The following is a 23587-nucleotide window of genomic DNA, read 5'->3' as shown; positions in this document are numbered from 1 at the left end:
AGGTGCCTGTACCTGGCTTTTACAGATAAATAAATAACTTATACACCCCATGTTCCACAAATTTTCAGATGAAAGTTTTATTTATAGATATTAGCTGGTCTCTTGAGTAAGGTAGGTTTTCAAAGTCAGGTGTCTACATTTGAAACAAGCACACCAATTATCCTATGGCTTGTCAGCCAAGGCTGATAAAAGTGAAAAAAATGCTCAAAATATAGATGACTATTTATGGAGATATAAATGCAAAAAAATAAATCTTTTCTCTATTCACAAAAAATATTAATTACGCTGCTTATATTGATCGTTAGTTTTAGTTTTGGTTTGCTAACACTTATCAAACCAAAACTTTCAGCAGCACAGAGTAGACAACATCATGATACAGCTGACTCCGACGGAATTCAGCAGCGTCTTGAGGAATTCAAGGAGACAATGCTCACAATTTTACAGCAACAAGCACAAGTAAAGGGCTTATCTTATGTTGTACCATCACGTTTTCAAAGAGCAACAATTGAGGCGGCAAAACTCACTTCATCTGAGAAAGTAATTGCTCTCACATTTGATGATGGTCCTTGGCCTGAAAGTACCACTCAAGTGCTAAATATTCTCAAAAAAAATAATATCAAAGCTACATTTTTTGTTATTGGGCAGAACGTAAAAAATTATCCAAACTTATTGAAACGAGAAAATGCCGAAGGTCACGTAATTGGCAATCATACTTGGCATCATTGGTATCAATTCATGAATCCACAGACAGCAGCTTATGAAATTGACCACACAGCAGACTTAATTAATCAGATTACCGGAGTTAAAACAAATTTATTTCGCCCACCAGGGGGATTTATGCACAATGGAGTGGCTGATTACGCTAGAAATAGTAAATACGCTATTATTCTATGGTCATCTGACTCTGTAGATTACTCACGTCCTGCTGTACCAAGGTTAATCAATAATGTGTTCAGGAAGTCTAAGCCTGGTGGTATTGTGCTGATGCATGATGGCGGAGGTAATCGCTCAAGAACTGTGCAAGCTTTACCAGAAATTATTGCCAAATTTCGCAAGGAAGGTTACCGCTTTGTAACTATTCCTGAACTGTTACAAATGGAAGATAAAGACCAAAGCGTTATTGCCAAGAAAAAATAATTTTTGATACTACAAGGTACTCTACCTATATCTCAGTAATTTAGATTAGCGATCGCATCTGTAGTCAAAACATTTTGACATTTTATAATTCAAGGTTATTTAAATTAATCAGAATATTAGGTTAATTTGGGTTGGGAGATTAAATAATAGTATTTATCTCCCTTATCTTCTATTCTGCTTAAGGCACGAGCATTCCACGTTGCACGGCTGGACGCTGTCCTACAGTTTCAACCCACCTTTTAAGATTTGGATGATTGTCTAAGGTTAAACCTTGCATTTGATAAATTGCCATCCAAGGATAAGTTGCAACATCTGCAATCGAATAGTCACCGCAGATAAATTCATTGTTTGCCAATTGTTGATCCAAAACGCTATAAATTCGTAGGGTTTCCTTTTCATAACGTTCAATGGCATAGGGAATCTTTTCTGGTGCGAACCTTTTAAAGTGATTGAGTTGTCCAAACATTGGCCCTACACCCGCCATTTGGAACATTAGCCACTCCAACACTTGAAAGCGGTCTTTTTTGTCAGTTGGTAGTAATTTAGCTGTTTTTTCTGCTAAGTAAATGAGAATAGCACCGGATTCAAAAACTTTGATATCGGTTTCTTGGTCAACAATCGCTGGAATTTTACTATTCGGATTAATTGCTATATATTCGGGTGCAAATTGCTCTTGTTTTGTGATGTCGATTTTGTGGACATTATAAGGCAATTCTACTTCTTCCAACATAATGGAAGCTTTACGCCCGTTAGGTGTGGTGAAGGTATATAAGTCAATCATGCGATCATACCCTGGAATATTCGCGATCTCCGAGGGTAGTGTACCTTAAATTTAAGTTATCTATATCTAAAAACTACATATTCTTTAATTAAAATAACAAAATATTTGCTAAAGAGTTTATATACAAAGCTTAATTAAAAATTTTAGATATTTTTTTGAATAAATATAAAGATTAATTCATGATTTTCATAGACAATTACGTGGCACAATGACCAGAGGAAATAATTAATTGCAATCTCATTATTTTTAAATTGATAAATTTACTGACAAAAGCTTACCGATTATAAAGATACAAAGACTGACTTATCGTTTTTCTAGCATTTGAATTTTATAGTACTGTTTGTTGCTGCTATTTAGAAAATCGAAAATAGTTATGTACGAGCGCTCAGATGGGGAAAAAAGCCAGTTTTATTTCAAAAAAATTCGCAAACTTCTTTTATTAATTGTATTTGCCATCATAGTACTGGCTTGTGGCTTTAATACTGCCCTTGTACTATTCTCCTATATCGATGGAAATTCAATTTTTACTAATCGCTATCCGACTTCAATTCCAGGCATAGACGACCAATTTCAATGTGAAAACAGTAATAGAACCTGGCGTAATCATAAGTGTTGGGACTATAAACACGATCCTTCCTTCTGATGGCAAGTGTAGCGCTACCCTACTGTAATTCCTCTAAAAGGAATGTACAAGTCAGCCTGTGAAATCAGCAATATACCTTCGTTTGCTATCTACTTGCTTAGAGGAGAATTTCCTTTAAAAGCACATTCAAGTTTCGGCTTCTGAGACTGAAAGATCAGCTATGTGTTGGCACCAATGTTCAGGTATTTCAAGATTTGCTGGCAGAAGAGTTGTGCGATCGCCAAACGCTAATTCAAGCTGCTGTGATTCTAAGTTTTCACATCTAGTCATATCGGCTCCAAAAATTCTAGCTTTTTGAAGAATTGCCTGATTTAAGTTAGTACCTGTTAGGATTGCATCTTGTAGGTTAGCTTCATAGAAATTTGCTTGCTCTAAATTAGCTTCATAGAGGTTAGCTTGCTGTAGGTTAGCTGTGCTGAATAATACACCTTCTAAGTTAGCTCCAATCAGTTTTGCACCTTGCAAGTTACTACCAATCAGGTTTGCTCCTAATAGGTTGCTTCCCTCTAAATTTGCTCCTTCTAAATTAGTGTCGCAAAGAATAGCTTCTTCTAAATTAGCGTTATAAAGGCTCGCTCCTTGTAAGTTGGCATCATAAAGAATTGCACCTTGCAAGTCAGCTTCATACAGTACTGCTTTAGATAAATTAACTTTTCTCAAAACAGCTTCTTGCAGATTAGCTTCTGGGAGTATCGCTTTTTGCAAGTTTGCTTCATAAAGAACTGCCCCACAGAGATTTGTTTCTGTTAAGTTTGCCTCAGATAGATTAGCTCCTATCAAGTTTACCCATTGTAAATTGGCTCCAATTAAAATGGCTCCAGCAAGATTGGCTTCCATCAGATCAGCGCCACTGATATCTATATCGCGTAAATCTAATTTTTTATTTGCCAAATCATGCAGTGTATTGCGTCTGCCAATTACGGTCAGGGCTGTTTGAATATCTGTAGGAATTTTTTCTGGTAAATTATCCTCGCCTTTATCCTGTGTAGAGGCATTTTCTCTAATAAAAGCAGCAAGGATTTCCATAATTGTCCAATGATTTTTGGGGCAATCTCTGGCAATTCTTTCTAGTGCATATATCGCAGCAAACCGTGTTTCTATTTTTTCATTGCCTAGATGTTCGATAGCTTGATAAAACCTTTCTGTAACTAAATTTTCTGTTTTTTGCTCTGTATATTTGATATCAATTTCTATTTTTTTATCATGCTCCATAACATCCGAGAAAATTTGTGCTATTTCAATTCGATCCATTGCTAGAGAGAGTTTAGAGGTATAGTAGGCATTGATACTGATTGCTATTACCCAAGAAAATATAGCAATTAATGTTATTACTTGAGTGATAGCTGCAATTTTTTGATGATTTGACAGCAAGGGAAAATTAAAAAATAAGAAATAATTTAAACTAAAAGAAAAGCTAAATATAGCTGTTATATATATGAAGAAACTAGTGAGTCCATCTGTCTTGAATAAAGACATATAATTAGTCTTCATCTCTGACTCCTTATGTAATTTAGCTTATCTATACTATTATTTGTAGTTCTCTTTTAGTACAGTAAAAACACGGACTTAATTAACTAATCAATTTGTTGTCAAAAAAATCTATATAGATTTACTTACAAATAACAGTAACTACTATAATTTTGCAAAATAAAACCCCTTTCCACAGAAAGGAGTTAGTATTGAGTGTTTGCTGATCAATAGTATGCAGAACTATCGCCAATGCGATGGGGCTTGTATATCATCTGCTAGACGAGTTGTGCGATCGCCTATTGCTAATTGAATCTGCTGTGATGTTGATTTTTATCGCCCTGAAGGTTTGCTGCTTGTAGAGAGCATCTATCTAGGAACGTGTTAAAGCTTTAGTTCTATAATCTAACCTTTGCTTTATTGATAACCCTTGAGTATTGAAAAATGCAAAATCAGAAAATAAAAATATAAATACAACAGCCGCTAAAAATAGAATAAATATAACTGCTAAAATTATCAACCAACCTTTAAGAGTGTCTGTATTGTTATCAGACATATATTTAAGATTATTTTTGAAGTTCCCAATTACTACGGGGAAGTTCAGTATAAAGTATACCTTTTGTTTGCAAATGGCAAGATGCATCCTGATAACTAATTGATGCGGAGTTACGTTAACCAGGTTGCCGCCAGTGAATTGGGGTTTCGACATAATCGGGTAGACGAGTTGTGCGATCGCCAACTGCTGCTGTAATTTGTTGTAATTCTAAATTTTTAGCACCTGTCAAAATTGCCCCTTCTAAATTGACATCACAGAGATTTGTCCCAAAGAAGTTAGCTCCCATCAGATTTGCCCCGTGGAGGTTGGCTTCATAGAGGATTGCTCTAGAAAGATTTGCTCCTATAAGGTTTGCTCGATGCAAATCAGCTTCCGCTAGGCTGGCTTCGGAGAGGTTGGCAAAAAATATTTCTGTCTGCTGGAGTTTAGCTGCGTTCAAGTTAGCCCCTTGTAGGTTGGCTCCATTTAAGTTAGCTCCTTGTAGGTTAGCTCCAATCAGACCTGTAAGGTATAAGTTAGCTTTACCAAGCTTTGCTCCTTGCAAGTTAGCGAGAAATAACTTCGCTCCAGAAAGGTTGGCAACTTTTAAGGTTGCTTGTTGTAAGTTGGCTTTATAAAGATTTGCCCCTTGCAAGTTAGCTACACGCAGACTCGCTCCTGTAAGGTTAGCTCCCCGCAGGTTAGCCGCAGACAAATTGGCTCGATTAAGATTTGCCCCTTGCAGGTCGGCTCCACGCAGGTTTGCTTTGAGTAAATTGGCTTCATAAAGAATAGTCCCTGAGAGCTTGGCACCACTCAGGTCTGTACCTGCTAAAGCAGCTCCACGCAAATCTGCACCACACAGGTCAGAGCCTCGCAAATCCATTCCTTCTAAGTTAGCTCCTAGCAAGTCTGCCCGTTTAATATCTATATTGCGTAAATCTAGTTTCTGATTTACCTTGTCTTCCAGATAATTACGCCTACCGATAACTGTCAGAGCTACTTGAATATCTGTACGAATTTTTGGTGATTCTTCATGGAAATTCCGATCTAACTGCTGTGTACGCAAATCTATGGGTGCTACATCTTCTTGCCTTGCTTTACCTTCATAGATAGGGGTATTCTCACGCACAAAAGCAGTGAGAATTTCCATGATTGTCCAGTGTTCTTCGGGAAATTCCTGCGCGACTCTTTCTAAAGCATAAATTGCACCTGTGCGGGTTTCAGTCTTCTCGTGCCCAAGCTGTGCAATTGCTGTCATAAACCGTTCTGCAATTAGCTTATCTTGAGATAGTTTGGCATTTTGGATGCTAAGTTCAATATTTTTTTCAGCAGCGATCGCACTTTTATGTAAAGCTTGGGCACGCTTGGCTCCATAGTAAGCATTAGCAATCAACCCTAATCCTGAAAAAATTATTGCTGTCGTCGCTAATGCTTGAATTCCATATTCTATTTGTTGTGGAATTGACAACTCCCGAATATTGGAAAACGCAAAGACAATGACAGTCAATAAGAGAGCAAATATAACTGTTATCACTATCAACCAATTCAAGAGTACGCCTGTCTTCTTAGCAGACATAGCAGAAATATTCCTCACTACTCAGGATTATTACTTATATTCTGAGGTTTAAGAGTATAGCATTTAGCTTAAAATTTGTATATGTATCATAAGGCTTAATTGATCCTACTATTACTTAAGGAGTTAGATATTAAGCAATAGGCCAATTATGCGATCGTCTACTTTGCAACCACTTAATAGCTAAAATACTTGATTTAATTCAGTTTTTATTTAAAGTTTAGGCAAAATTTTAAATTTCTTAGGCATCACCAAGTTGAGTTCTTGGTATATTTACTCCAGAAAATTCTATCTCCCTCAAGTTTGCCTCATTGAGTATGGCATCATTGAGAATTGCTCCATCTAGCTTTGCTCTATATAAGCTTGCGCGATTTAAATTAGCTCCAGAAAGGTTTGCACCAGAGAGATTAGCTGCACTCAAAATTGCCTCTTTGAGGTTAGCGCCAGAGAGGTTAGCTCCAGAAAGGTTAGCCGCAGTGAGGATTGCTCCATGCAGATTGGCACTACAAAGGTTTGCTCCTGCAAGATTAGTTTGATAAAGGTTTGTCTGCTCTAAATTTGCCCCAGAGAGGTTAGCTCCTCTAATGTCTGTGCGGCTCAAATCCAGTTGGTTACTTTCTATATCTTGTTGAGCATTTCTTTTGGCGATAAGCGTTAGGGCTGCTTGAATATCAGCACGAATTGTTAATGCTGGGTTTTCGTTAACTTCTTCTTGAGGCTGATAAGGAACATTATTTCGGACAAAATTTGTGAGAGCTTCCATGATTTTCCAATGGAATTTTGGCTCTTTCTGGGCGATTTGGGCTAAATCATCAAATACAGCCAGATTGATTTCTCTATTTTGGCGTTCAAGCTGTTCAATTGCTAGTTTCAAGCTTTGTGTATAAGAATAATTTGGAATAAGTTCTAATTTTTTCTGGTTAGCAAATATCGCTAGATAGATTTTTTCTAAAATTATTATCTTTCTAGGGATGTAATTTTTTGCCGTATCGTAAGCACTTGTAACTACTTTGAACATACCCAAAATTATTTTTAATAATTAGATGTTACTTACTACAAAAACACCAATCTAAATACTAAGTAAGTATACCATTAATCAATGCAAGTACTCTTTATACTTTGTTTAGCAATAATCAGTAATATATAGTAGTCAGAGAAATAAATCACATAAACGAAGATTTTAATGACGTGACTTATGCGCTCACAATAGATAAACCAACATTTTACTAAAGTGTCCAGATGCAGCAAGATAAAGAGCCAATATTGAAAGATTTAGTACTGATTGGTGGCGGTCACAGCCATGCAATTGTGCTGAGGATGTTTGGTATGAAACCTCTGCCTGGTGTGCGTTTGACCTTGATAACTACAAATTCAGATACACCTTATTCAGGAATGTTGCCAGGACATATTGCTGGTTTTTACAGTCACGATGAATGTCATATAGACTTACGACCATTAGCCAAATTTGCCCAAGCACAGTTATACATTGATCAAGTTATTGATCTGGATTTAAAAAATAATAAAGTAATTTGTGCTAACCGTCCTGCTGTCGATTTTGATGTGCTGTCCGTTGATATTGGCAGCACTCCAACTCCAATATCTGTATCAGAGGCGGCAGAATATGTAATTCCAGCAAAACCAGTGTCAAAATTACTGCAACATTGGTATCAATTATTGAAAACTGTAAGAGAAAATCCTCAAGAACCGATTAGCATTGCGATCGCAGGTGGTGGTACAGGCGGTGTAGAATTGGCGCTGTCAATGCAAGCACACTTACAGCAAATTTTACAGAATTCAGGGGCTTGGGAAATTCATTTATTCCAGCGCGATCGCCAACTGATGCCCAAGCATCATCCATCAGTGGGGCAGCAAGTTAAGCAAATTCTCATGAACCAGGGTATAAAACTACATTTAGGAGAAACTGTCTGTCAAGTCGCGCCTCTTACACAGAAGGGAAATCAAGAGGTATTGCAAATTAAATGTGAATCTGGGTTGACAGTAGAGTGCAACAAAATTTTTTGGGTAACCCAAGCAGCTGCACCTCAGTGGTTACAAAAGACGGGGCTGAGGACTGATGAGCAAGGCTTTATTTTGGTACAGGACACATTACAATCGCAAACTCACCCCCATGTATTCGCCGCAGGTGACATTGCGACAATCGTCAATCATCCTCGTCCAAAAGCTGGGGTATTTGCTGTGCGACAAGGTAAGCCTTTGTTTGAGAACTTGCGAAGGTATTTATTAGGTAAACCTCTCAAACCGTACAAACCACAAAAAAAATATCTAAGTTTAATTGGTACAGGACATGGACAGGCGATCGCAACAAAAGGTGCATTCACTTTACCACCTCATAAACTATTGTGGCGCTGGAAAGATTGGATTGACCGCCGCTTTATGGAACGCTTCCATAACCTGCCAGAAATGAAGCAAAATTCTCAAAATTCAACTCCTCACTCACTCAGCACTCAAATACGTTGTGCTGGATGTGGTTCTAAAGTTAGCAGTAACATTTTACAAAGCGTTCTGTACCGCATTCAGCAAGAACAGCCTATTAGAGAAGTTAGAAAAGATATCATCATTGGTTTAGAAGCACCAGATGATGCAGCAGTAGTGCAGATATCAACTGGTCAATTGATGGTGCAGACGCTAGATTATTTTCCGGCTTTAATTAATGACCCTTATATTTTTGGGCAAATTAGCGCCAATCATTGCTTGAGTGATATTTTTGCAATGGGGGCTGTGCCTCATAGTACATTAGCGATCGCTTCTATTCCCTACGCTGCACCAGAGAAAGTCAGCGAAACTCTCTACCAATTATTATCGGGTGCTGTCAAAGTAGTTAATCAAGCAGGCGCACCTCTGATTGGCGGACATACCAGTGAAGGTACAGAACTAGCTTTTGGCTTAACTTGCAACGGTGTTGTCAATCCCCACAAGTTGTTGCGTAAAGGCGGTATGCAACCCGGACAAGTCCTGATTTTAACCAAAGCACTGGGAACCGGAACTTTATTTGCTGCTGATATGCGTCGCCAAGCTAAAGGTCGTTGGATTGATGGCGCTGTTGAGTCAATGCTGTTGTCAAATCAAGCTGCTGCTATATGTTTATTGCAACATGGAGTAACAGCTTGTACTGATGTCACAGGCTTTGGTTTATTAGGTCACTTGATGGAAATGGTGCAAGCATCTGGTGTTGCAGTGGAATTACAACTTGACGCTATACCAGTATTAACTGGCGCAACCAACACATTAGAAGCAGGAATTTTTAGCTCCCTGCATTCAGATAATTTACAAGCATCAAGTTATATTCATAATCTAATGGCAGTTGAGTCTCAGCCCAAGTATCCCTTGTTATTTGACCCACAAACATCTGGCGGTTTATTAGCTGCTATTCCAAAAGCACAAGCTAATAGTTGTTTAGCTGCACTTCAAGCTTTGGGATATAAGCAATGCAGCATTATTGGGAGTATCAAGCCACAAGTGGTTCAGACACAGCCAATTACCGTAATTACTTAACTTTGCGCAAATAGAAGTTAATGAACAGCAAACGTTTATAAACTAGCCAGTAATTTTCCTGATGACTTATGTATAAATATTTATTACTGTATTAGTGAAGAAAAAACCTAATTATTCAATTCCTATGATCAGTTTAGGATTTTGGAATCTAATTATATTAATTGCAGTAGCTTTAGTTCTTAAAAGTAATTGGCGGCTAGATGATGAAAAGCAAGGCTGGAATAATTCGTTATTTTTACAATACCCTTTTATTAAACAGCTAGGGCAATTTTTGCATAAACCTATTGTTAACTTTATAATTCAAGCTTTTGTCGTATTAATTGTTACAAGGCTTCTTATTTATACAGGTTGGCTTGTTCATTTATTTGCGACTTATCCAGAGCCACCTTTTTGGGATTTTAAATGGTTTTATGTGGCAAGTAAATTAGCTCACGAGCATTTAAGCCCTTTTAAACCCGAGATTTTTAGTGAATGGTTCTGTAATTTAACAAAAGCTTGTGGGAGCATTCCACCGTTTGTCTATCCACCGAATATTATTCCTATTATCTGGTTTCTGGGTTATTTTTCGATCAATACTGCATTCACCATCTGGACTGTCATGCATTTGGTAACAATCGGGTTGATTTTATGGGGAGCAGATATCCTGTTGGAATCACGCTCGCGGGCTTTTAGGACAATTTGCATGATCGCAGTTGCGTTAATTTATGGAGTAATTCGTGATCTTCAAGTTGGGAACCTTGCTATTTTCATTGCAGCTCTGGTTTTATGGATGTTTATCTTGGCTAAGAAAAATCAAGATATTCCAGCAGGAATTTTTTTGGGCGTTGCCGTTTGTAAACCAACGTTAGCTGCTTTATTCGTTTTGTATTTTCTTCTAAAAAGAAGATTTACTCTAGTTTTTCTCTGTGTTATTACATCAAGTTTTCTGATATTTATAGGCCTATTATTGACAGGCAATTCCGTAACAGAATTTCTACCTGATGCTGCGCGGGGATTTTCAATCTGGATAAATGATCCGTCAAATAGCCCATATCTTTCGATGAGTCGCATTGATTTAAAGGTCATTGGCCCTAGATTTTTCCCTAATAACCAATTCATTGCAAAGCTTTTATCTAATTTAATTGTGCTGCTAACATTTGGTTATGTGGGTTGGTATTGGTACAAACAACAATCACAAATCGGCTGGTCAAAAAATATTTATCTATCGGAAATTGTATTAATTTCATGCTTGAGTATTGGCATGAATTATTCACAGCAAACTAGTTCTGTGATGTTAATACCTGCTGTGGTTTACTTGCTCAATGATTTGCTGTTTCAGATCAGGTATGAAGTATTTGCATGGAAAAGAATGTCTGCTTGGTTAGTAGGTGTTTGTTGCTTACTAGTGCAAACAGGCTTCATTCATGATTGGGTGCTCATCCCTCTAGCAAATAATTGGAAATGGAAAGCAGGCGAGTTACCCTACATCCTGAAAGTGACTATATTGGCACTACCAAGCTATGCTGTTTTAGGGATCACACTTAGTATTTTAGTCTTAGCAATTACATCACTGAATCAAAAACAGTTTTCTGAATTTGATACTTTGAAGTAGGTTCCAAATTATAACCTTAGTACTGCTAATACGGGAATACCTATGCTTAAAGAGAAAGTCAAAAATCACAAAAATCTGGTTTCATACTTTTACACTGTCTTGAATGGTAGATTAATTTACGCCAAGCTGTACTAGCATTAATGTATTTATGCTAAATTTTAAAACCAGTTTTATCTTATTGTTTTTAGTTTGCCTGGTGGCAACGATATTGACAGGATATTTTTTAGGAGGAATTAATCCAGATTTAATTCAGTCGTGGTTGAAAAACTCTGGCATTTGGGCACCCGTTACTTATATTGTGATTTATGTAGTAGCAACCATTCTAGTTTTACCTTCTACGGCGCTGAATTTAACCGGAGGAGCGATTTTTGGTCCTTGGCTGGGTACATTTTGGACAAGTGTTGCTGCGATTGTGGCTGCGATCGCTTCTTTTATATTTGCACGGACAGTTGGACATGAAGCCGTTGCTAAAAGACTAGCAGGACGTTGGCAAGCGATTGATGCGGAAGTGCAGCAAGGAGGAGTATTTTATATGTTTGCCATTCGCCTAGTGCCAATTATGCCCTATGGTTTGGTAAATTTTGCTGCCGGTTTGACATCAGTGAGCTTCAAAGATTACTTGATTGGCACGATTTTAGGAACAGTTCCAGGAGTATTACCATTTGTTTTATTAGGTAGTTCTGGCTTAAAAGCAATCCGTACCGGAGAGGTTATGCCATTGGTTGGTGCTTTGGCATTGCTAGGAATATTAGTGGCTGGATCTACCTGGTATCGCCGTCATCGCAGTTTTCCCTTTCGTCGCAAACCTTAAGATAATCATGCTACCTAAATACTCTTTTATCGTACCGATCTACAACGAAGAAGAAACTATTGAAGAAATGTATCGCCGGATTTCCCTGGTGATGAATCGGATGGATGGTCCGGTAGAGTTGTGTTTAGTGAATGATGGTAGCCGCGATCGCTCTTTACAAATGATGCGAGAATTGCATCAAAAAGATCCGCGTGTGGTTTACTTAAGTCTGGCGCGGAATTTTGGTCATCAAATTGCTGTAACAGCAGGGCTAAATTTTGTTCGGGGACAGGTGGTTGTGATTCTGGATGCCGATTTACAAGATCCACCAGAATTGATTCCAGACATGGTAGAGAAATGGCGACAAGGATATCAAATCGTTTATGCCCAACGCATCCAACGTCGTCAAGAAGGTTGGTTTAAGCGCTTCACAGCCTATGCTTTTTATCGGATTCTCAAAAATCTGGCAGATGTAGATATTCCCACAGACACGGGGGATTTTTGCTTATTAGATCGTAAAGTTGTAGACGTCCTGAATGCAATGTCAGAGCGCAACCGCTACATTCGGGGATTGCGAGCTTGGGTTGGTTTTAATCAAATAGCTATTAAATTTGAGCGAGATCCGCGTTTTGCAGGGGATGTGAAATATACATTTCGTAAATCTCTAGCACTGGCAATTAATGGATTGGTTTCTTTTTCTAAAGTACCGTTGCGGCTTTCAACTTACATGGGATTTTTAGCCGCGATAGTTTCATTGTTCATGTGTGTGCTGGTTTTGTACTGGCGACTTTTTGTACCTCATTCTCCCTTAACAGGAATGGCCATTATCATGATGGTTATTTTCTTTTTAGGAGCAGTACAACTATTTAGTATTGGCATTTTGGGTGAATATATTGGGCGCATTTATGAAGAAGTTAAGCAAAGGCCCCTATATACCTTAGCGGAAGTGGCAGGTTTTTATGAAGAGCATGAGGATAGCCAAAAACCCATGAGTGTGGTTAAAGAAAAATTGTTCTAAAAAGAATAGCAAATAAGACTTACGCACACTCTACGAATTCTTGGCGTTCTTGGCGTTTTGGCGGTTCGATAAATTAAGGTTTTTGGTGATTTTTGCGTAATTCCTGGTAAATTACCAATGTGACAATCGTGCGATCGCCACTAATATCAAAAAAGCGATCGCCAAACTTTGTTCATCAAACTTTAGGCATACATAACTACTTGGAATCTGCATCTGTCTGTGGTCAAATAAAGATGATTCCAGAAATAGATTATCTTTCAGCCATGAAAAAATCCGCTGCGCTAACAACTACATTTTTTGCCACTTTGACTATGGTGCTAACAGCCTGTGGTGGAGCTAACACTGGGTCGAATGTAGGCAATAATGCCCAAAATCAGGCTACAAATAACAATACCTCCACAACGAATACATCTGGTGTAATTCCTATAGGTATTGCTTTTGCCCAAACTAGTAACGTAGCTTTACTTGGTCAAGAACAAGTTGCTGGAGCCAAAATCGCTGAGAAATATTTTAATGATAAAGGTGGTATTAACGGTACTCCAATTAAATTAGTATTTCAAGACACTAGCGGTGATGAAAATGGAGCAATTAATGCCTTTCAAAGTTTAATTAATAAAGATAAAGTTGTCGGTATTGTGGGACCAACTTTGTCACAGCAAGCTTTTAGTGCTGACCCTGTTGCTGACCGTGCTAAAGTACCAGTGCTGGGAGCATCAAATACTGCTAACAAGATTCCGGAGATTGGTGATTACGTAGCTCGTGTTTCTGCACCAGTTTCTATTGTCGCGCCTAATTCAGTTAAAGCAGCACTCAAGCAGAACCCCAAAATTAAAAAAGTTGCTGTTTTCTTTGCTCAAAATGATGCTTTTAGTAAATCAGAGACAGAGATTTTTCAGAAAACTGTGAAGGATCAGGGTTTGGAATTATTAACAGTACAAAAGTTCCAAACTAGTGATACAGATTTCCAAAGCCAAGCTACAAATGCGATTAATCTTAAACCAGATTTAGTAATTATTTCTGGTTTGGCTGCTGATGGTGGTAACTTGGTCAGACAACTACGGGAACTGGGTTATAAAGGCTTAATTGTTGGTGGTAATGGTATGAACACTTCCAACATTTTGCCAGTATGCAAAGCACTTTGTGATGGTGTACTGATTGCTCAAGCTTACAGCCCAGAACATCCAGGCGAAATTAACTCGACATTTCGTAAAATCTATACTGACCAATACAAGAAAGAACCACCACAGTTTAGCGCTCAAGCTTTTGCCGCAGTTCAAGTTTATGTAGAAGCACTCCAAGCTTTAGATAAAAAAACCAAAGTCAACAAATTAGCACTGCCACAATTAAGGAATGAATTAAACAAACAGCTACTAGCTGGAAAATATAATACACCTTTAGGCGAAATTGGGTTTACTCCCGTCGGTGAGGTTGTCCAAAAAGATTTTTATGTAGCTCAAATCAAAATGGACAAAGATGGTAGTCAAGGTAAATTCGCATTTTTAAAATAGTTGCTATATGGATATAAATCTGTTTCTGCAACAATTCTTAAATGGGCTATCTATTGGCAGCGTTTATGCAATTTTTGCCTTGGGATACACCCTCGTTTATTCGATTTTGGGCATTATTAATTTAGCTCATGGGGCAGTTTTTACGCTGGGTGCATATTTCACCTATGCACTCATGGGCGGGACTTTTGGATTTAATGGCTTGCTGGCTAATGCCACACTACCTATAAAATTACCATTTGCGATCGCCTTAATTTTAGGCAGCAGTCTAGCCGGATTGGTTGGCATAGCTATGGAACGGATTGCTTTCCAACCTCTACGCCGTAAAGGATCTGACCCCTTGCTGACGGTGGTTTCCAGCTTAGGTGTGGCGGTAGTAATTGTTAACCTCATCCAATATTTAGTAGGTGCAGAAAGTTACACCTTTCCCGCAGGCGCTTACGGAAATTTACCAGCTTCGATTAACTTTGGTAGTCCAGAGAATCCAATCCCCATCCGTAGCGTGCAGATAGTAATTTTTGCTGTCTCTGTGATATTTGTAGCAATCCTTACCTATTTTATCAATAGCACTAAATATGGCAAGGCAATGCAGGCGATCGCAGAAGATCCAACTACCGCCAGTTTGTTAGGAATTAACACCGATGGCTTTATTGTGCTGACATTTTTCATCAGCAGTTTTTTAGCAGGTTTGGCGGGAACTTTAGTGGCTTCTAGCGTCAGTATTGCTGGGCCATATTTTGGCATTGCTTTTGGTTTAAGAGGTTTAGCAGTGATTGTCTTAGGTGGTTTGGGTAGTATTCCTGGTGCAGTGCTAGGAGGTTTATTAATTGGATTAGTGGAAGCATTTGTACCTGGTGAATACTCTGGTTATAAAGACGCTGTAGCATTTGCAATTTTGTTTGTCATGCTATTAGTTAGACCCCAAGGTTTGCTAGGAAGACGATTTATTCAGAAGGTTTAAAGATTATATGACGACATTTACTAAACAGAAATTAACTTTTGATCAGTTTCTTGAACAGTGCCCAGAAGAAGGTTTTTATGAACTTGTAGATGGAGAAATTGTAGAAGTGCGTTCAACAAGAAATCATGATGATGTTGCTAACTTGCTTTTATTTGCTTTCAATGATGAAATCAGGCGACTAAATTTAAATTATGTTGTCAATAACACAGCAGTATTTAAAACTAAAACTGCTGAAGGCGTAGAACAAGGACGCAAGCCTGATGTCAGTGTCATAGATAGAGATATGTGGCGATCAAATCGTGCTGCTTACTCTGCGCTTGAAGAACCTATCCAGTTAGCTGTAGAAGTGACATCAACTAATTGGGAAGATGACTATATTGATAAATTGGACGAATATCAACGTTTAGGTATCACAGAGTATTGGATTGTAGATTACTTAGCAATAGGACTAAGAGAATATTTAGGCAATCCCAAAGTTCCAACTGTATTTGTTTTTCTATTAGATGCTAATGGAAAATACCAACGCAGTCAATTTAGAGGTTCTGACAGGATATTGTCTGTAACTTTTCCCGAATTGACATTGACAGCAGAGCAAATATTAACAGCTTAAACGTTAACTTTATTCAGCCTCATCACAATGTTTTAAAATGTCTGAATTTGTCTCTACTTACGGTTCGCTAATTGTCTCTATGGTATTAGGGGCATTATTGGGGCTATCACTTTACTTACCATTGATGGCTGGACAACTATCTTTGGCAAGCCCCGGATTTTATGCTTTAGGTGGTTATATTGCCGCCATTCTATCTACAAAAGTTTTTACATCTAGCAGTAGTTTTTTTCCGATTCCGCTGTTATTAATCGAGATGGTAATTGCTGGTGTAGTGTCCGGTTTATTGGGTGCAGTCATAGGGATTCCGACATTACGGTTACGAGGAATTTATTTAGCGATCGCTACTATTGCTTTTGTAGAAGTTCTGCGAGTTCTCTCCCTCAATTTGGAAATTACAGGCGGTGCTGTTGGGATTTTTGGCATTCCTCAACCCTTCCAAACTCAAATCGAATATTTATGGATTGCTTTGCCATTACTTATAATTGCAATGGTATTGTTTTACCGTTTAGAACGCATTAAGGTAGGTAGAGCATTTACTGCTATTCGTGAAGATGAATTAGCCGCAGGTGCAATGGGTATTAATCCCACTTACTACAAAGTTTTAGCATTTACATTAGGGGCAATCCTTGCAGGCGTTGTGGGGGCAATTAGCGCTCACTTTCTCAATACTTGGAATGCTCGTCAAGGTACTTTTGATGCGAGTATTATCTACTTAACTTTTGTCTTAATTGGTGGTTCTAGAACTTTTTTAGGTTCGATAGTAGGAGGAATGGTATTTACAGCCTTACCAGAAATCTTACGCAGCTTAGCCGATACAGGTGGATTACCTAATTGGGTAGCACAATTTTTGCGTGACGGAAGATTAATTATTTTTGGATTACTAATTGTAGTGGGAACTATATTTTTTCCTCAAGGTCTGGTAACACCGGATGTCTTCAAAAAACGCAAAGTAAAAAATAAGCAAGTATGAAAAAATTTAAAAAACTCCATAAACTAAAAGCCTTATTAATAGCTGCGATCGCTTTACTATTCTTATGCACCACAACCCAGGCTCAACCAGTTAAACCTGTTGCCAATACTTCAGCCAATCCCGATTATGTAAGGGCATTATTTACAGCAGATAAATTTTTATATGCCTGGAAAACCAGAAATGTTACAGAAGGAGTAACTTTTGTTTCTCCTGCACTTAAAAAGAAAATATCTAATGATGAGCTAGCTAGTTATATATCTGGTACATCCAGCCCCAGTCATGCAGCTTTTGAAATTAATTCTGGTAAAAAAATATCAGATAGCAGATATGCTTTTGAAGTTAAACTTTATGAATATCTTTACTCAGCAACACCTGAGTCTCAAAGCTGGAAGTGTCCGCAGTCATCCAGAATTGTGCTGATTAAAACTGGAGTTGATAACCCTAAATTCCGTGTCGGGAATTGGTTAGTTGATGAACTACCTGCAACTTGTGAATTACAATTACGCTAAACAATGTCTGAAATTATTGCAGAAAATAATATTGTCTTAGAAGCAAAATCCTTGACTCGTAGGTTTGGTGGTTTAGTGGCTGTAAATAATGTATCTTTTGCAGTCAAAAAGCATGAAATTTTCGGGCTAATTGGCCCTAATGGTGCAGGGAAAACAACTTTATTTAATTTGATCACAGCCTTAATTCCACCTTCTGATGGTAAATTAATTTATAAAGGTATAAATATTTCGCAATTACGTCCTTATAAAATTGCTGGTTTAGGTATCGCTCGTACCTTTCAAAATATTCGCCTGTTTGGTGAATTATCGGCGTTAGAAAATGTCATCATAGGCGGGCATTTGCATACCAAAAGTAATATGATTAAAGGAGTTTTAAAATTACCACCAGCACCTATTGAAGAATCTAAAAGTAGAAAAAAAGCTTTAGAATTATTAGAACTGGTGGGATTGAGCGATCGCGCTGAAGAAAAAGCCAAAAATTTTGCTTACGGCGATCAACGACGCTTAGAAATCGCCCGCGCATTAGCCTTGGAACCGCAGATTTTACTCCTTGATGAACCAGCTGCGGGGATGAACCCCAGCGAAAAACAGTATCTCAGCGAATTTATTCGCAGTCTTAGGGAGCGCTTTAACTTAACGATCGTACTGATTGAGCATCATGTACCCTTAGTTATGGGATTGTGTGATCGCATTGCTGTTTTAGATTTTGGACAATTAATCGCTTTGGGTGAACCCGCCGTTGTTAGGGACGATCCCGCCGTAATTGCAGCTTATTTGGGAAGTGGATGAGGATTTTAACCGCCGATGAACGCCGATGAACGCCGATATTTAACTGATAAAGAAGATTTTACGATTTTAGAGGTTCAAGACCTTGATGTGAATTATGGCGGTATTCAAGCTCTAAAAAAGATTAATTTAATCATTAAAAAAGGCGAGGTAGTAACTTTAATTGGTGCTAACGGTGCTGGTAAAACTACTACTCTCCGGGCTATATCCAAAATAGTTAATCCTAGAAGTGGACAAATTATCTACAGTGGACGGAATATTACTCGCCGTCAAGCTTATGAGGTGGTTAAACTTGGTATCGCCCATTCTCCTGAAGGACGGAGAGTATTAGCTAGACAAACAGTTTTAGATAATTTGTTATTAGGTGCTTATATTCGCAACGATCAAAAAGAAATTAAAGCAGATATTGAGCATCAATATGAGCTATTTCCGCGTTTATCCCAAAGACGCAATCAACTAGCAGGAACTCTCAGTGGTGGCGAACAACAAATGTTAGCGATCGCTCGTGCTTTAATGAGTAGACCACAACTATTACTTTTAGATGAACCTAGCTTAGGTTTAGCACCTGCGATCGTCCGAGAAATTTTTACTATTATTGAAAATCTTCGCGCTACGGGCGTAACTATTTTATTAGTTGAACAAAACGCTAACTTAGCTCTACAAATTGCCGATAGAGGATATGTTTTAGAAGCAGGTTCTATTACTTTAACGGGTGCAGCATCACAATTAATTACTGATGAGCGAGTTAAAAAAGCTTATTTGGGTTAGTATCATATTTTGTACCAAGCCATTTGTAATCGATTCGTCTAGATGCCACCTCTGAGGTAATTAGAATTGTGTCTACTTTGTTCAAGTATTCAACATTTGAAAGTTTCCTTGAAATAGTACGTTCACGACCAGGTTTGTATCTTGGCAGAAAATCTTTATCGGCTTTATGGTCTTTGCTGCTAGGTTATGAAATGGCGGTTATTGAACATAATATTCCTGAATCAGAACAATTTAATCGGAAGTTGGAAAAAGATTTTAATAATTGGTTATGCAAAAATTATTCTATGGGTAATTCTATATGTTGGTATATATTCGTCATAACTGAAACTAAATCTGAAGCAGAAGCATTCGATAGATTCTTTGAGCTTTGGGATGAGTTTCGTAAATAAATGATACCGTTTCTCAATGAAGATGCGCTTAATTAGCCCACGTAGGTGGGCTTTGTTGAAGTAGCCCCAGGCTTCTAGCCTGAGGGCGAGATAGCGCAACTTCACATAGAATTAGTATGACATCTGTATAGTAGTTTAAGCGGTACGAGTATATGGTACAGTTACCAACCAAACCTCTAACTTTAGAAGAGTTTTTAAAACTGCCAGAAACTAAGCCAGCTAGTGAATATATCAATGGGCAAATTATTCAAAAACCTATGCCACAGGGAAAGCATAGTAGACTTCGATGTCAATTATTTAGTTATATCAATGCTTTAGTCAAGCCTCAAAAAATTGCTCTAGCCTTTCCAGAATTACGCTGTACCTTTGGCGGACATTCAATTGTACCTGATGTCGCTGTATTTGCTTGGGAAAGAATTCCTGTAGATGCAAATGGAGATGTAGCGAATGTCTTTGAAACCCATCCAGACTGGACAATTGAGATTCTCTCACCCGATCAAAGTCAGACTAAAGTAACTGGAAATATTTTGCATTGTCTAAAATATAGTACTAGTTTAGGTTGGCTGATCGATCCAGATGAAAAGTCTGTTTTAGTCTATCCCCCAAAACAGCAACCAGAACTTTTACAAGCAGAAGAGGAAATCTTACCAGTTCCTAATTTAGTTTCTAACCTGCAATTGACTGTAGAACAGTTATTTGCATGGTTAAAGTTATAGGCTAATCAGAAACTAGTAATGTCTAAAAAAACAATAAAAAATGAAGTTTTAGGTGAATTAGTTTGGGATAGCGACCTCGATTGCTGGTCTAGTAAAGTTGAAATTACCCCTGGAAATATTGTCAATTTGAGTGTTGACATTGAGGATGTAGAAACATCTGCTGTTATCGAACGTGCTTCTCATTCTTTCACCCGAATTCAAAAACAAGAAGTCAACCTTCGTCGGTGTGCAGCCAACCAACTTCTCGACCTATACAATCATACCTGGAATGATGGTGATGAAATTGACTGCCCAACTTTCATGAAACTGATAAAGCTGGAAGAAGTCCACTTTAATTCCAACGGTAGCGCCAACCTTTACTATGATGATGGCGATCTATTTTGGGGGCACACAATTATTTTATCGATTGATTGTGACGGAGCTTTTAAAGACGCTAACATTGCAGGCTAATACTACTACGTGGAAATTAAAATTGGTTTTTTCCTTCTATGCTGTGTTTTTGCGTAAGAAAAATTGATATACGTTTGATATTCCGCCAAGTTAATTAACTTTTTACAAAACATTACAATATTTATCATATATTTAGATTTGTAGCCCAGTTTTTGGGTGTCAACTTCTGTTGCGAATTATATTTGCCTGAATAATCAAAGCCATGAGTCAAATCATCTGGATCGCAAGACACGCCAACCGCCTCGATTTTGTTAACCCTGATTGGTTTCTCACCGCTGAAAGACGCTACGATCCACCTTTATCTGAGGATGGTTTCATTCAAGCAAAGCAGCTAGCTAACCGCCTGAAAAAAGAGAAAATCAGCCATATTTTTGCTTCTCCCTTTCTGCGAACTGTACAAACAGCGAACGCAGTTGCAGAAGTACTAGATCTACGGATTAAATTAGAAACTGGTTTGAGCGAATGGCTAAATCCCGCTTGGATGACAGAAGAACCCGAAAGACTCTCAACTCCAGCTTTAGCAGAATTATTTCCCAGAATTGATCTTACCTATACTCCGCATATTGCAGCCAAATATCCCGAAACACAAGCACAAGTACGGGGACGTTCTGGGCAAACAGCTAGATGTCTAGCGACTGAATTCTACCCCGCTAATATCCTGTTGGTAGGTCATGGCGCTTCTGTGCTAGGCGCGGCTATGGGATTAGTAGGCGAAATTGCCAAAATGGAAGTGAAGGCTTCTTTATGTTCTTTAGTCAAAGTAGTGCTTCAAGACTCAGAATGGTTATTAGAACTTAAAGGGGATACTTCTCATCTAGTCGAGGTAGAAGAAGTAATTCGATTTGTTTGAATCCCTGATAGAGATTTTAAATCCTGGCTTCCGCTAATCTAGATACATTGCCATGTACTGAGAAAGTCACTAAATTACTGATAAATTTTATGACATTATTACTAGCGGGAGATATTGGCGGTACGAAAACTATTCTGCGGTTGTCTGAAACCACAGATTCACCAGGATTTCATGAAACCTCAGATTCGCATCTGTTACGCAATATTTACGAGGAAAGTTATCACAGCCAGGACTTTCCCGATTTAGTGCCAATAGTTCAGCAGTTTCTAGCCAAAGCTAAGGCATTGACACCGCAAAAGGCTTGCTTTGCGATCGCCGGTCCAATAGTTAACAATACTGCCAAGCTGACCAATTTAGCTTGGTATTTAGATAGCGAACGTCTACAACAAGAATTGGGGATTGCCTCTGTTTCCCTGATCAATGACTTTACTGCCGTTGGCTACGGTATTTTCGGCTTAAACAACAAAAATTTGCTGACTTTACAAGCTGGGAAACCTAAACTCGAAGCGCCTATTGCCATTATTGGTGCTGGCACTGGCTTAGGGCAAGGATTTTTAATCAAGCAAGGAGAACACTATCATGTCTTTCCTTCAGAGGGCGGACACGCCGACTTTGCCGCGCGTACCGAGTTAGAGTTTCGGCTGATGAAATACCTGATGGATAAACATGATATCCAACGCGTTTCTGTAGAAAGAGTCGTTTCAGGTCAGGGAATTGTCTCAATTTACCAATTTTTACGCGATCAAAAAATTGCTGCTGAATCACCCGATATTGCCCACATCGTTAGAATCTGGGAAGAAGAAGCAGGAAAAGCAGAGAAAAGCGTCGATCCTGGTGCGATTATTGGCACTGCTGCACTACAAGGACGCGATCGCCTTTGTGAACAAACCATGCAACTGTTTGTAGAGGTTTATGGTGCAGAAGCCGGAAATCTTGCCATCAAACTTCTACCTTACGGCGGACTATATATTGCTGGTGGCATCGCTCCTAAAATCTTGCCTTTAATGCAACAGGGTAGTTTCCTATTAAATTTCACCCAAAAAGGAAGGATGCGTTCCCTCCTCGAAGAAATACCGGTGTATATTATTCTCAATCAACAAGTTGGGCTAATTGGTGCTGCTTTGTATGCTGCTAGGTTATAACAGCTGGCATCGGTGATATCAGCATCATCAAAAGCCAAAACTATGACAATCAAAGTTTTATTGCCCCTACTTGCTGCCACACTTGTATGCAGCGGATCTTTACTGGTTGATGCACGTCAACCCAAACCAAAGGTTACTCAAGCTAAACCAAAGGTTACTCAACCAGTGCAGCCACAATGGAAGTTGTTCACTGGCCCAGATGGACGCTTTAGTGTTTTGATGCCAGGAATGCCCAAAAGGAATACCCAAGCCCAAAAAACCTACATGGGGGAAATCAATTTAGAACTATTTATAGCTCAACCACCAAAACAGGAAGTAGCTTATGTAGTTGCTTACAACGATTTTCCTTACAGTTATGGTCAAATGGCGAACCCTCAAGCAGTACTTAATAATGCCAGGGATATAGCTTTAAAAACTACGAAAAGTAATTTAATTAGCCAACGAGATATTCGTAGTACCAATGGTCATCCTGGTAAAGAAATTGAGTATGTCAATTCTGGTGGCAAAGTTACTAAAAGCAGAATGTATTTTGCTCAAGGGCGCTTATATCAAGTAATGGCTATAACCACAAGAAAACAGCGGCAGACTTTAGCTAAAACCATTAATGGTTATTTAAATTCCTTCCATGTGGTTTTAAAAGCTTGAAAAAATCTCTCAGCCTTAGACCTAAATCTAAGGCTGATAAACAGTATTTGTCTGGTTAAAAAAGTTTCATCAATAACGAAAAAATTGCAAAATTTAAGGTAAAAATTCAGCAATTTTTGTAGGATAACCTATTAGATATATGTGCAGTAATAGCTCATTTGATATATCTAAAGTAGGTAAACAGGAAAGCGGCACAGATCCCGCCCCGCTTTCCTCGCCGCCCAAATTTGTGTGG

The 23587-nt window shown here is 38.4% G+C and carries 22 protein-coding genes; 18 read left to right on the top strand and 4 right to left on the bottom strand.

Features of this window, described 5'->3' with window-relative positions:
- Nucleotides 1–237 precede the first annotated feature (237 nt).
- Nucleotides 238–1137, top strand: coding sequence for a polysaccharide deacetylase family protein (locus BV372_RS25555; protein WP_086689302.1), 900 nt, complete (start codon nucleotides 238–240; stop codon nucleotides 1135–1137).
- 178 nt (nucleotides 1138–1315) lie between these two features.
- On the opposite strand, the gene BV372_RS25550 is transcribed toward BV372_RS25555, so the two are convergent.
- The 4 genes from BV372_RS25550 to BV372_RS25525 form a co-directional block, all read right to left on the bottom strand.
- Nucleotides 1316–1918 (bottom strand): glutathione binding-like protein, encoded by a 603-nt coding sequence (locus BV372_RS25550; protein ID WP_086689301.1) that lies wholly within the window; start codon nucleotides 1916–1918, stop codon nucleotides 1316–1318.
- 769 nt (nucleotides 1919–2687) lie between these two features.
- Nucleotides 2688–4052 (bottom strand): pentapeptide repeat-containing protein, encoded by a 1365-nt coding sequence (locus BV372_RS25540; protein ID WP_256973448.1) that lies wholly within the window; start codon nucleotides 4050–4052, stop codon nucleotides 2688–2690.
- A 647-nt stretch (nucleotides 4053–4699) separates the two neighbouring features.
- Nucleotides 4700–6142: a pentapeptide repeat-containing protein gene (locus tag BV372_RS25530; protein WP_086689297.1), complete on the bottom strand. Its 1443-nt coding sequence runs from the start codon at nucleotides 6140–6142 to the stop codon at nucleotides 4700–4702.
- Between the two features lie 238 nt (nucleotides 6143–6380).
- Nucleotides 6381–7157: a pentapeptide repeat-containing protein gene (locus tag BV372_RS25525; protein ID WP_086689296.1), complete on the bottom strand. Its 777-nt coding sequence runs from the start codon at nucleotides 7155–7157 to the stop codon at nucleotides 6381–6383.
- Nucleotides 7158–7378: 221 nt separating this feature from the next.
- Between BV372_RS25525 and selD the strand changes: the two genes are divergently transcribed.
- The 17 genes from selD (at nucleotide 7379) to BV372_RS25440 (ending at nucleotide 23352) form a co-directional block, all read left to right on the top strand.
- Entirely contained in the window at nucleotides 7379–9652 is a 2274-nt protein-coding gene (gene selD, locus BV372_RS25520) for a selenide, water dikinase SelD (protein ID WP_086689295.1), read from the top strand.
- Between the two features lie 94 nt (nucleotides 9653–9746).
- Complete coding sequence (locus BV372_RS25515) at nucleotides 9747–11243, top strand: glycosyltransferase family 87 protein (RefSeq protein ID WP_143845278.1); 1497 nt, start codon at nucleotides 9747–9749, stop codon at nucleotides 11241–11243.
- Nucleotides 11244–11451: 208 nt separating this feature from the next.
- Nucleotides 11452–12054 (top strand): TVP38/TMEM64 family protein, encoded by a 603-nt coding sequence (locus BV372_RS25510; RefSeq protein ID WP_256973447.1) that lies wholly within the window; start codon nucleotides 11452–11454, stop codon nucleotides 12052–12054.
- 7 nt (nucleotides 12055–12061) lie between these two features.
- Nucleotides 12062–13051: a glycosyltransferase family 2 protein gene (locus BV372_RS25505; RefSeq protein WP_086689292.1), complete on the top strand. Its 990-nt coding sequence runs from the start codon at nucleotides 12062–12064 to the stop codon at nucleotides 13049–13051.
- Nucleotides 13052–13314: 263 nt separating this feature from the next.
- Complete coding sequence (locus BV372_RS25500; protein WP_086689317.1) at nucleotides 13315–14559, top strand: ABC transporter substrate-binding protein; 1245 nt, start codon at nucleotides 13315–13317, stop codon at nucleotides 14557–14559.
- A 7-nt stretch (nucleotides 14560–14566) separates the two neighbouring features.
- Nucleotides 14567–15517, top strand: a complete 951-nt coding sequence (locus BV372_RS25495) for a branched-chain amino acid ABC transporter permease (RefSeq protein ID WP_086689291.1) — start codon at nucleotides 14567–14569, stop codon at nucleotides 15515–15517.
- Between the two features lie 7 nt (nucleotides 15518–15524).
- A complete protein-coding gene (locus tag BV372_RS25490) occupies nucleotides 15525–16127 on the top strand; it encodes a Uma2 family endonuclease (protein WP_086689290.1) in 603 nt (200 codons plus the stop codon).
- 37 nt (nucleotides 16128–16164) lie between these two features.
- On the top strand, nucleotides 16165–17097 hold the full coding sequence (locus tag BV372_RS25485; protein ID WP_086689289.1) for a branched-chain amino acid ABC transporter permease: 933 nt from the start codon (nucleotides 16165–16167) through the stop codon (nucleotides 17095–17097).
- Entirely contained in the window at nucleotides 17094–17606 is a 513-nt protein-coding gene (locus BV372_RS25480; RefSeq protein ID WP_086689288.1) for a hypothetical protein, read from the top strand. Before BV372_RS25485 ends, BV372_RS25480 begins: the two co-directional genes overlap by 4 nt.
- A gap of 3 nt (nucleotides 17607–17609) precedes the next feature.
- Nucleotides 17610–18395, top strand: coding sequence for an ABC transporter ATP-binding protein (locus BV372_RS25475; RefSeq protein WP_086689287.1), 786 nt, complete (start codon nucleotides 17610–17612; stop codon nucleotides 18393–18395).
- 15 nt (nucleotides 18396–18410) lie between these two features.
- Nucleotides 18411–19160: an ABC transporter ATP-binding protein gene (locus tag BV372_RS25470; protein ID WP_086689286.1), complete on the top strand. Its 750-nt coding sequence runs from the start codon at nucleotides 18411–18413 to the stop codon at nucleotides 19158–19160.
- A gap of 68 nt (nucleotides 19161–19228) precedes the next feature.
- A complete protein-coding gene (locus BV372_RS25465; RefSeq protein ID WP_143845276.1) occupies nucleotides 19229–19549 on the top strand; it encodes a hypothetical protein in 321 nt (106 codons plus the stop codon).
- A gap of 152 nt (nucleotides 19550–19701) precedes the next feature.
- Nucleotides 19702–20265, top strand: coding sequence for a Uma2 family endonuclease (locus tag BV372_RS25460; RefSeq protein WP_086689284.1), 564 nt, complete (start codon nucleotides 19702–19704; stop codon nucleotides 20263–20265).
- A gap of 18 nt (nucleotides 20266–20283) precedes the next feature.
- A complete protein-coding gene (locus tag BV372_RS25455) occupies nucleotides 20284–20715 on the top strand; it encodes a DUF2262 domain-containing protein (RefSeq protein ID WP_086689283.1) in 432 nt (143 codons plus the stop codon).
- A gap of 202 nt (nucleotides 20716–20917) precedes the next feature.
- Nucleotides 20918–21565 (top strand): histidine phosphatase family protein, encoded by a 648-nt coding sequence (locus tag BV372_RS25450; RefSeq protein WP_086689282.1) that lies wholly within the window; start codon nucleotides 20918–20920, stop codon nucleotides 21563–21565.
- 89 nt (nucleotides 21566–21654) lie between these two features.
- Entirely contained in the window at nucleotides 21655–22707 is a 1053-nt protein-coding gene (locus BV372_RS25445) for a glucokinase (RefSeq protein ID WP_086689281.1), read from the top strand.
- Nucleotides 22708–22749: 42 nt separating this feature from the next.
- On the top strand, nucleotides 22750–23352 hold the full coding sequence (locus BV372_RS25440) for a hypothetical protein (protein ID WP_086689280.1): 603 nt from the start codon (nucleotides 22750–22752) through the stop codon (nucleotides 23350–23352).
- Nucleotides 23353–23587 lie beyond the last annotated feature (235 nt).

This window comes from Nostoc sp. T09, from assembly GCF_002154695.1.
In the GTDB taxonomy this organism is placed as follows: Bacteria; Cyanobacteriota; Cyanobacteriia; order Cyanobacteriales; family Nostocaceae; genus Aulosira.
This window is presented reverse-complemented; position numbering and strand designations above follow the sequence as displayed.

Excerpts from the sequence above, each read along its gene's own strand:
- selD (WP_086689295.1), top strand. The coding sequence starts at position 7,379 with ATGCAGCAAGATAAAGAGCCAATATTGAAAGATTTAGTACTGATTGGT.
- BV372_RS25455 (WP_086689283.1), top strand. The coding sequence starts at position 20,284 with ATGTCTAAAAAAACAATAAAAAATGAAGTTTTAGGTGAATTAGTTTGG.
- BV372_RS25450 (WP_086689282.1), top strand. The coding sequence starts at position 20,918 with ATGAGTCAAATCATCTGGATCGCAAGACACGCCAACCGCCTCGATTTT.
- BV372_RS25470 (WP_086689286.1), top strand. The coding sequence starts at position 18,411 with ATGAACGCCGATGAACGCCGATATTTAACTGATAAAGAAGATTTTACG.
- BV372_RS25475 (WP_086689287.1), top strand. The coding sequence starts at position 17,610 with ATGTCTGAAATTATTGCAGAAAATAATATTGTCTTAGAAGCAAAATCC.
- BV372_RS25525 (WP_086689296.1), bottom strand. The coding sequence starts at position 7,157 with ATGTTCAAAGTAGTTACAAGTGCTTACGATACGGCAAAAAATTACATC.
- BV372_RS25530 (WP_086689297.1), bottom strand. The coding sequence starts at position 6,142 with ATGTCTGCTAAGAAGACAGGCGTACTCTTGAATTGGTTGATAGTGATA.
- BV372_RS25555 (WP_086689302.1), top strand. The coding sequence starts at position 238 with ATGCAAAAAAATAAATCTTTTCTCTATTCACAAAAAATATTAATTACG.
- BV372_RS25550 (WP_086689301.1), bottom strand. The coding sequence starts at position 1,918 with ATGATTGACTTATATACCTTCACCACACCTAACGGGCGTAAAGCTTCC.
- BV372_RS25460 (WP_086689284.1), top strand. The coding sequence starts at position 19,702 with ATGGTACAGTTACCAACCAAACCTCTAACTTTAGAAGAGTTTTTAAAA.
- BV372_RS25505 (WP_086689292.1), top strand. The coding sequence starts at position 12,062 with ATGCTACCTAAATACTCTTTTATCGTACCGATCTACAACGAAGAAGAA.
- BV372_RS25485 (WP_086689289.1), top strand. The coding sequence starts at position 16,165 with ATGTCTGAATTTGTCTCTACTTACGGTTCGCTAATTGTCTCTATGGTA.
- BV372_RS25500 (WP_086689317.1), top strand. The coding sequence starts at position 13,315 with ATGAAAAAATCCGCTGCGCTAACAACTACATTTTTTGCCACTTTGACT.
- BV372_RS25495 (WP_086689291.1), top strand. The coding sequence starts at position 14,567 with ATGGATATAAATCTGTTTCTGCAACAATTCTTAAATGGGCTATCTATT.
- BV372_RS25480 (WP_086689288.1), top strand. The coding sequence starts at position 17,094 with ATGAAAAAATTTAAAAAACTCCATAAACTAAAAGCCTTATTAATAGCT.
- BV372_RS25445 (WP_086689281.1), top strand. The coding sequence starts at position 21,655 with ATGACATTATTACTAGCGGGAGATATTGGCGGTACGAAAACTATTCTG.
- BV372_RS25490 (WP_086689290.1), top strand. The coding sequence starts at position 15,525 with ATGACGACATTTACTAAACAGAAATTAACTTTTGATCAGTTTCTTGAA.
- BV372_RS25540 (WP_256973448.1), bottom strand. The coding sequence starts at position 4,052 with ATGAAGACTAATTATATGTCTTTATTCAAGACAGATGGACTCACTAGT.
- BV372_RS25440 (WP_086689280.1), top strand. The coding sequence starts at position 22,750 with ATGACAATCAAAGTTTTATTGCCCCTACTTGCTGCCACACTTGTATGC.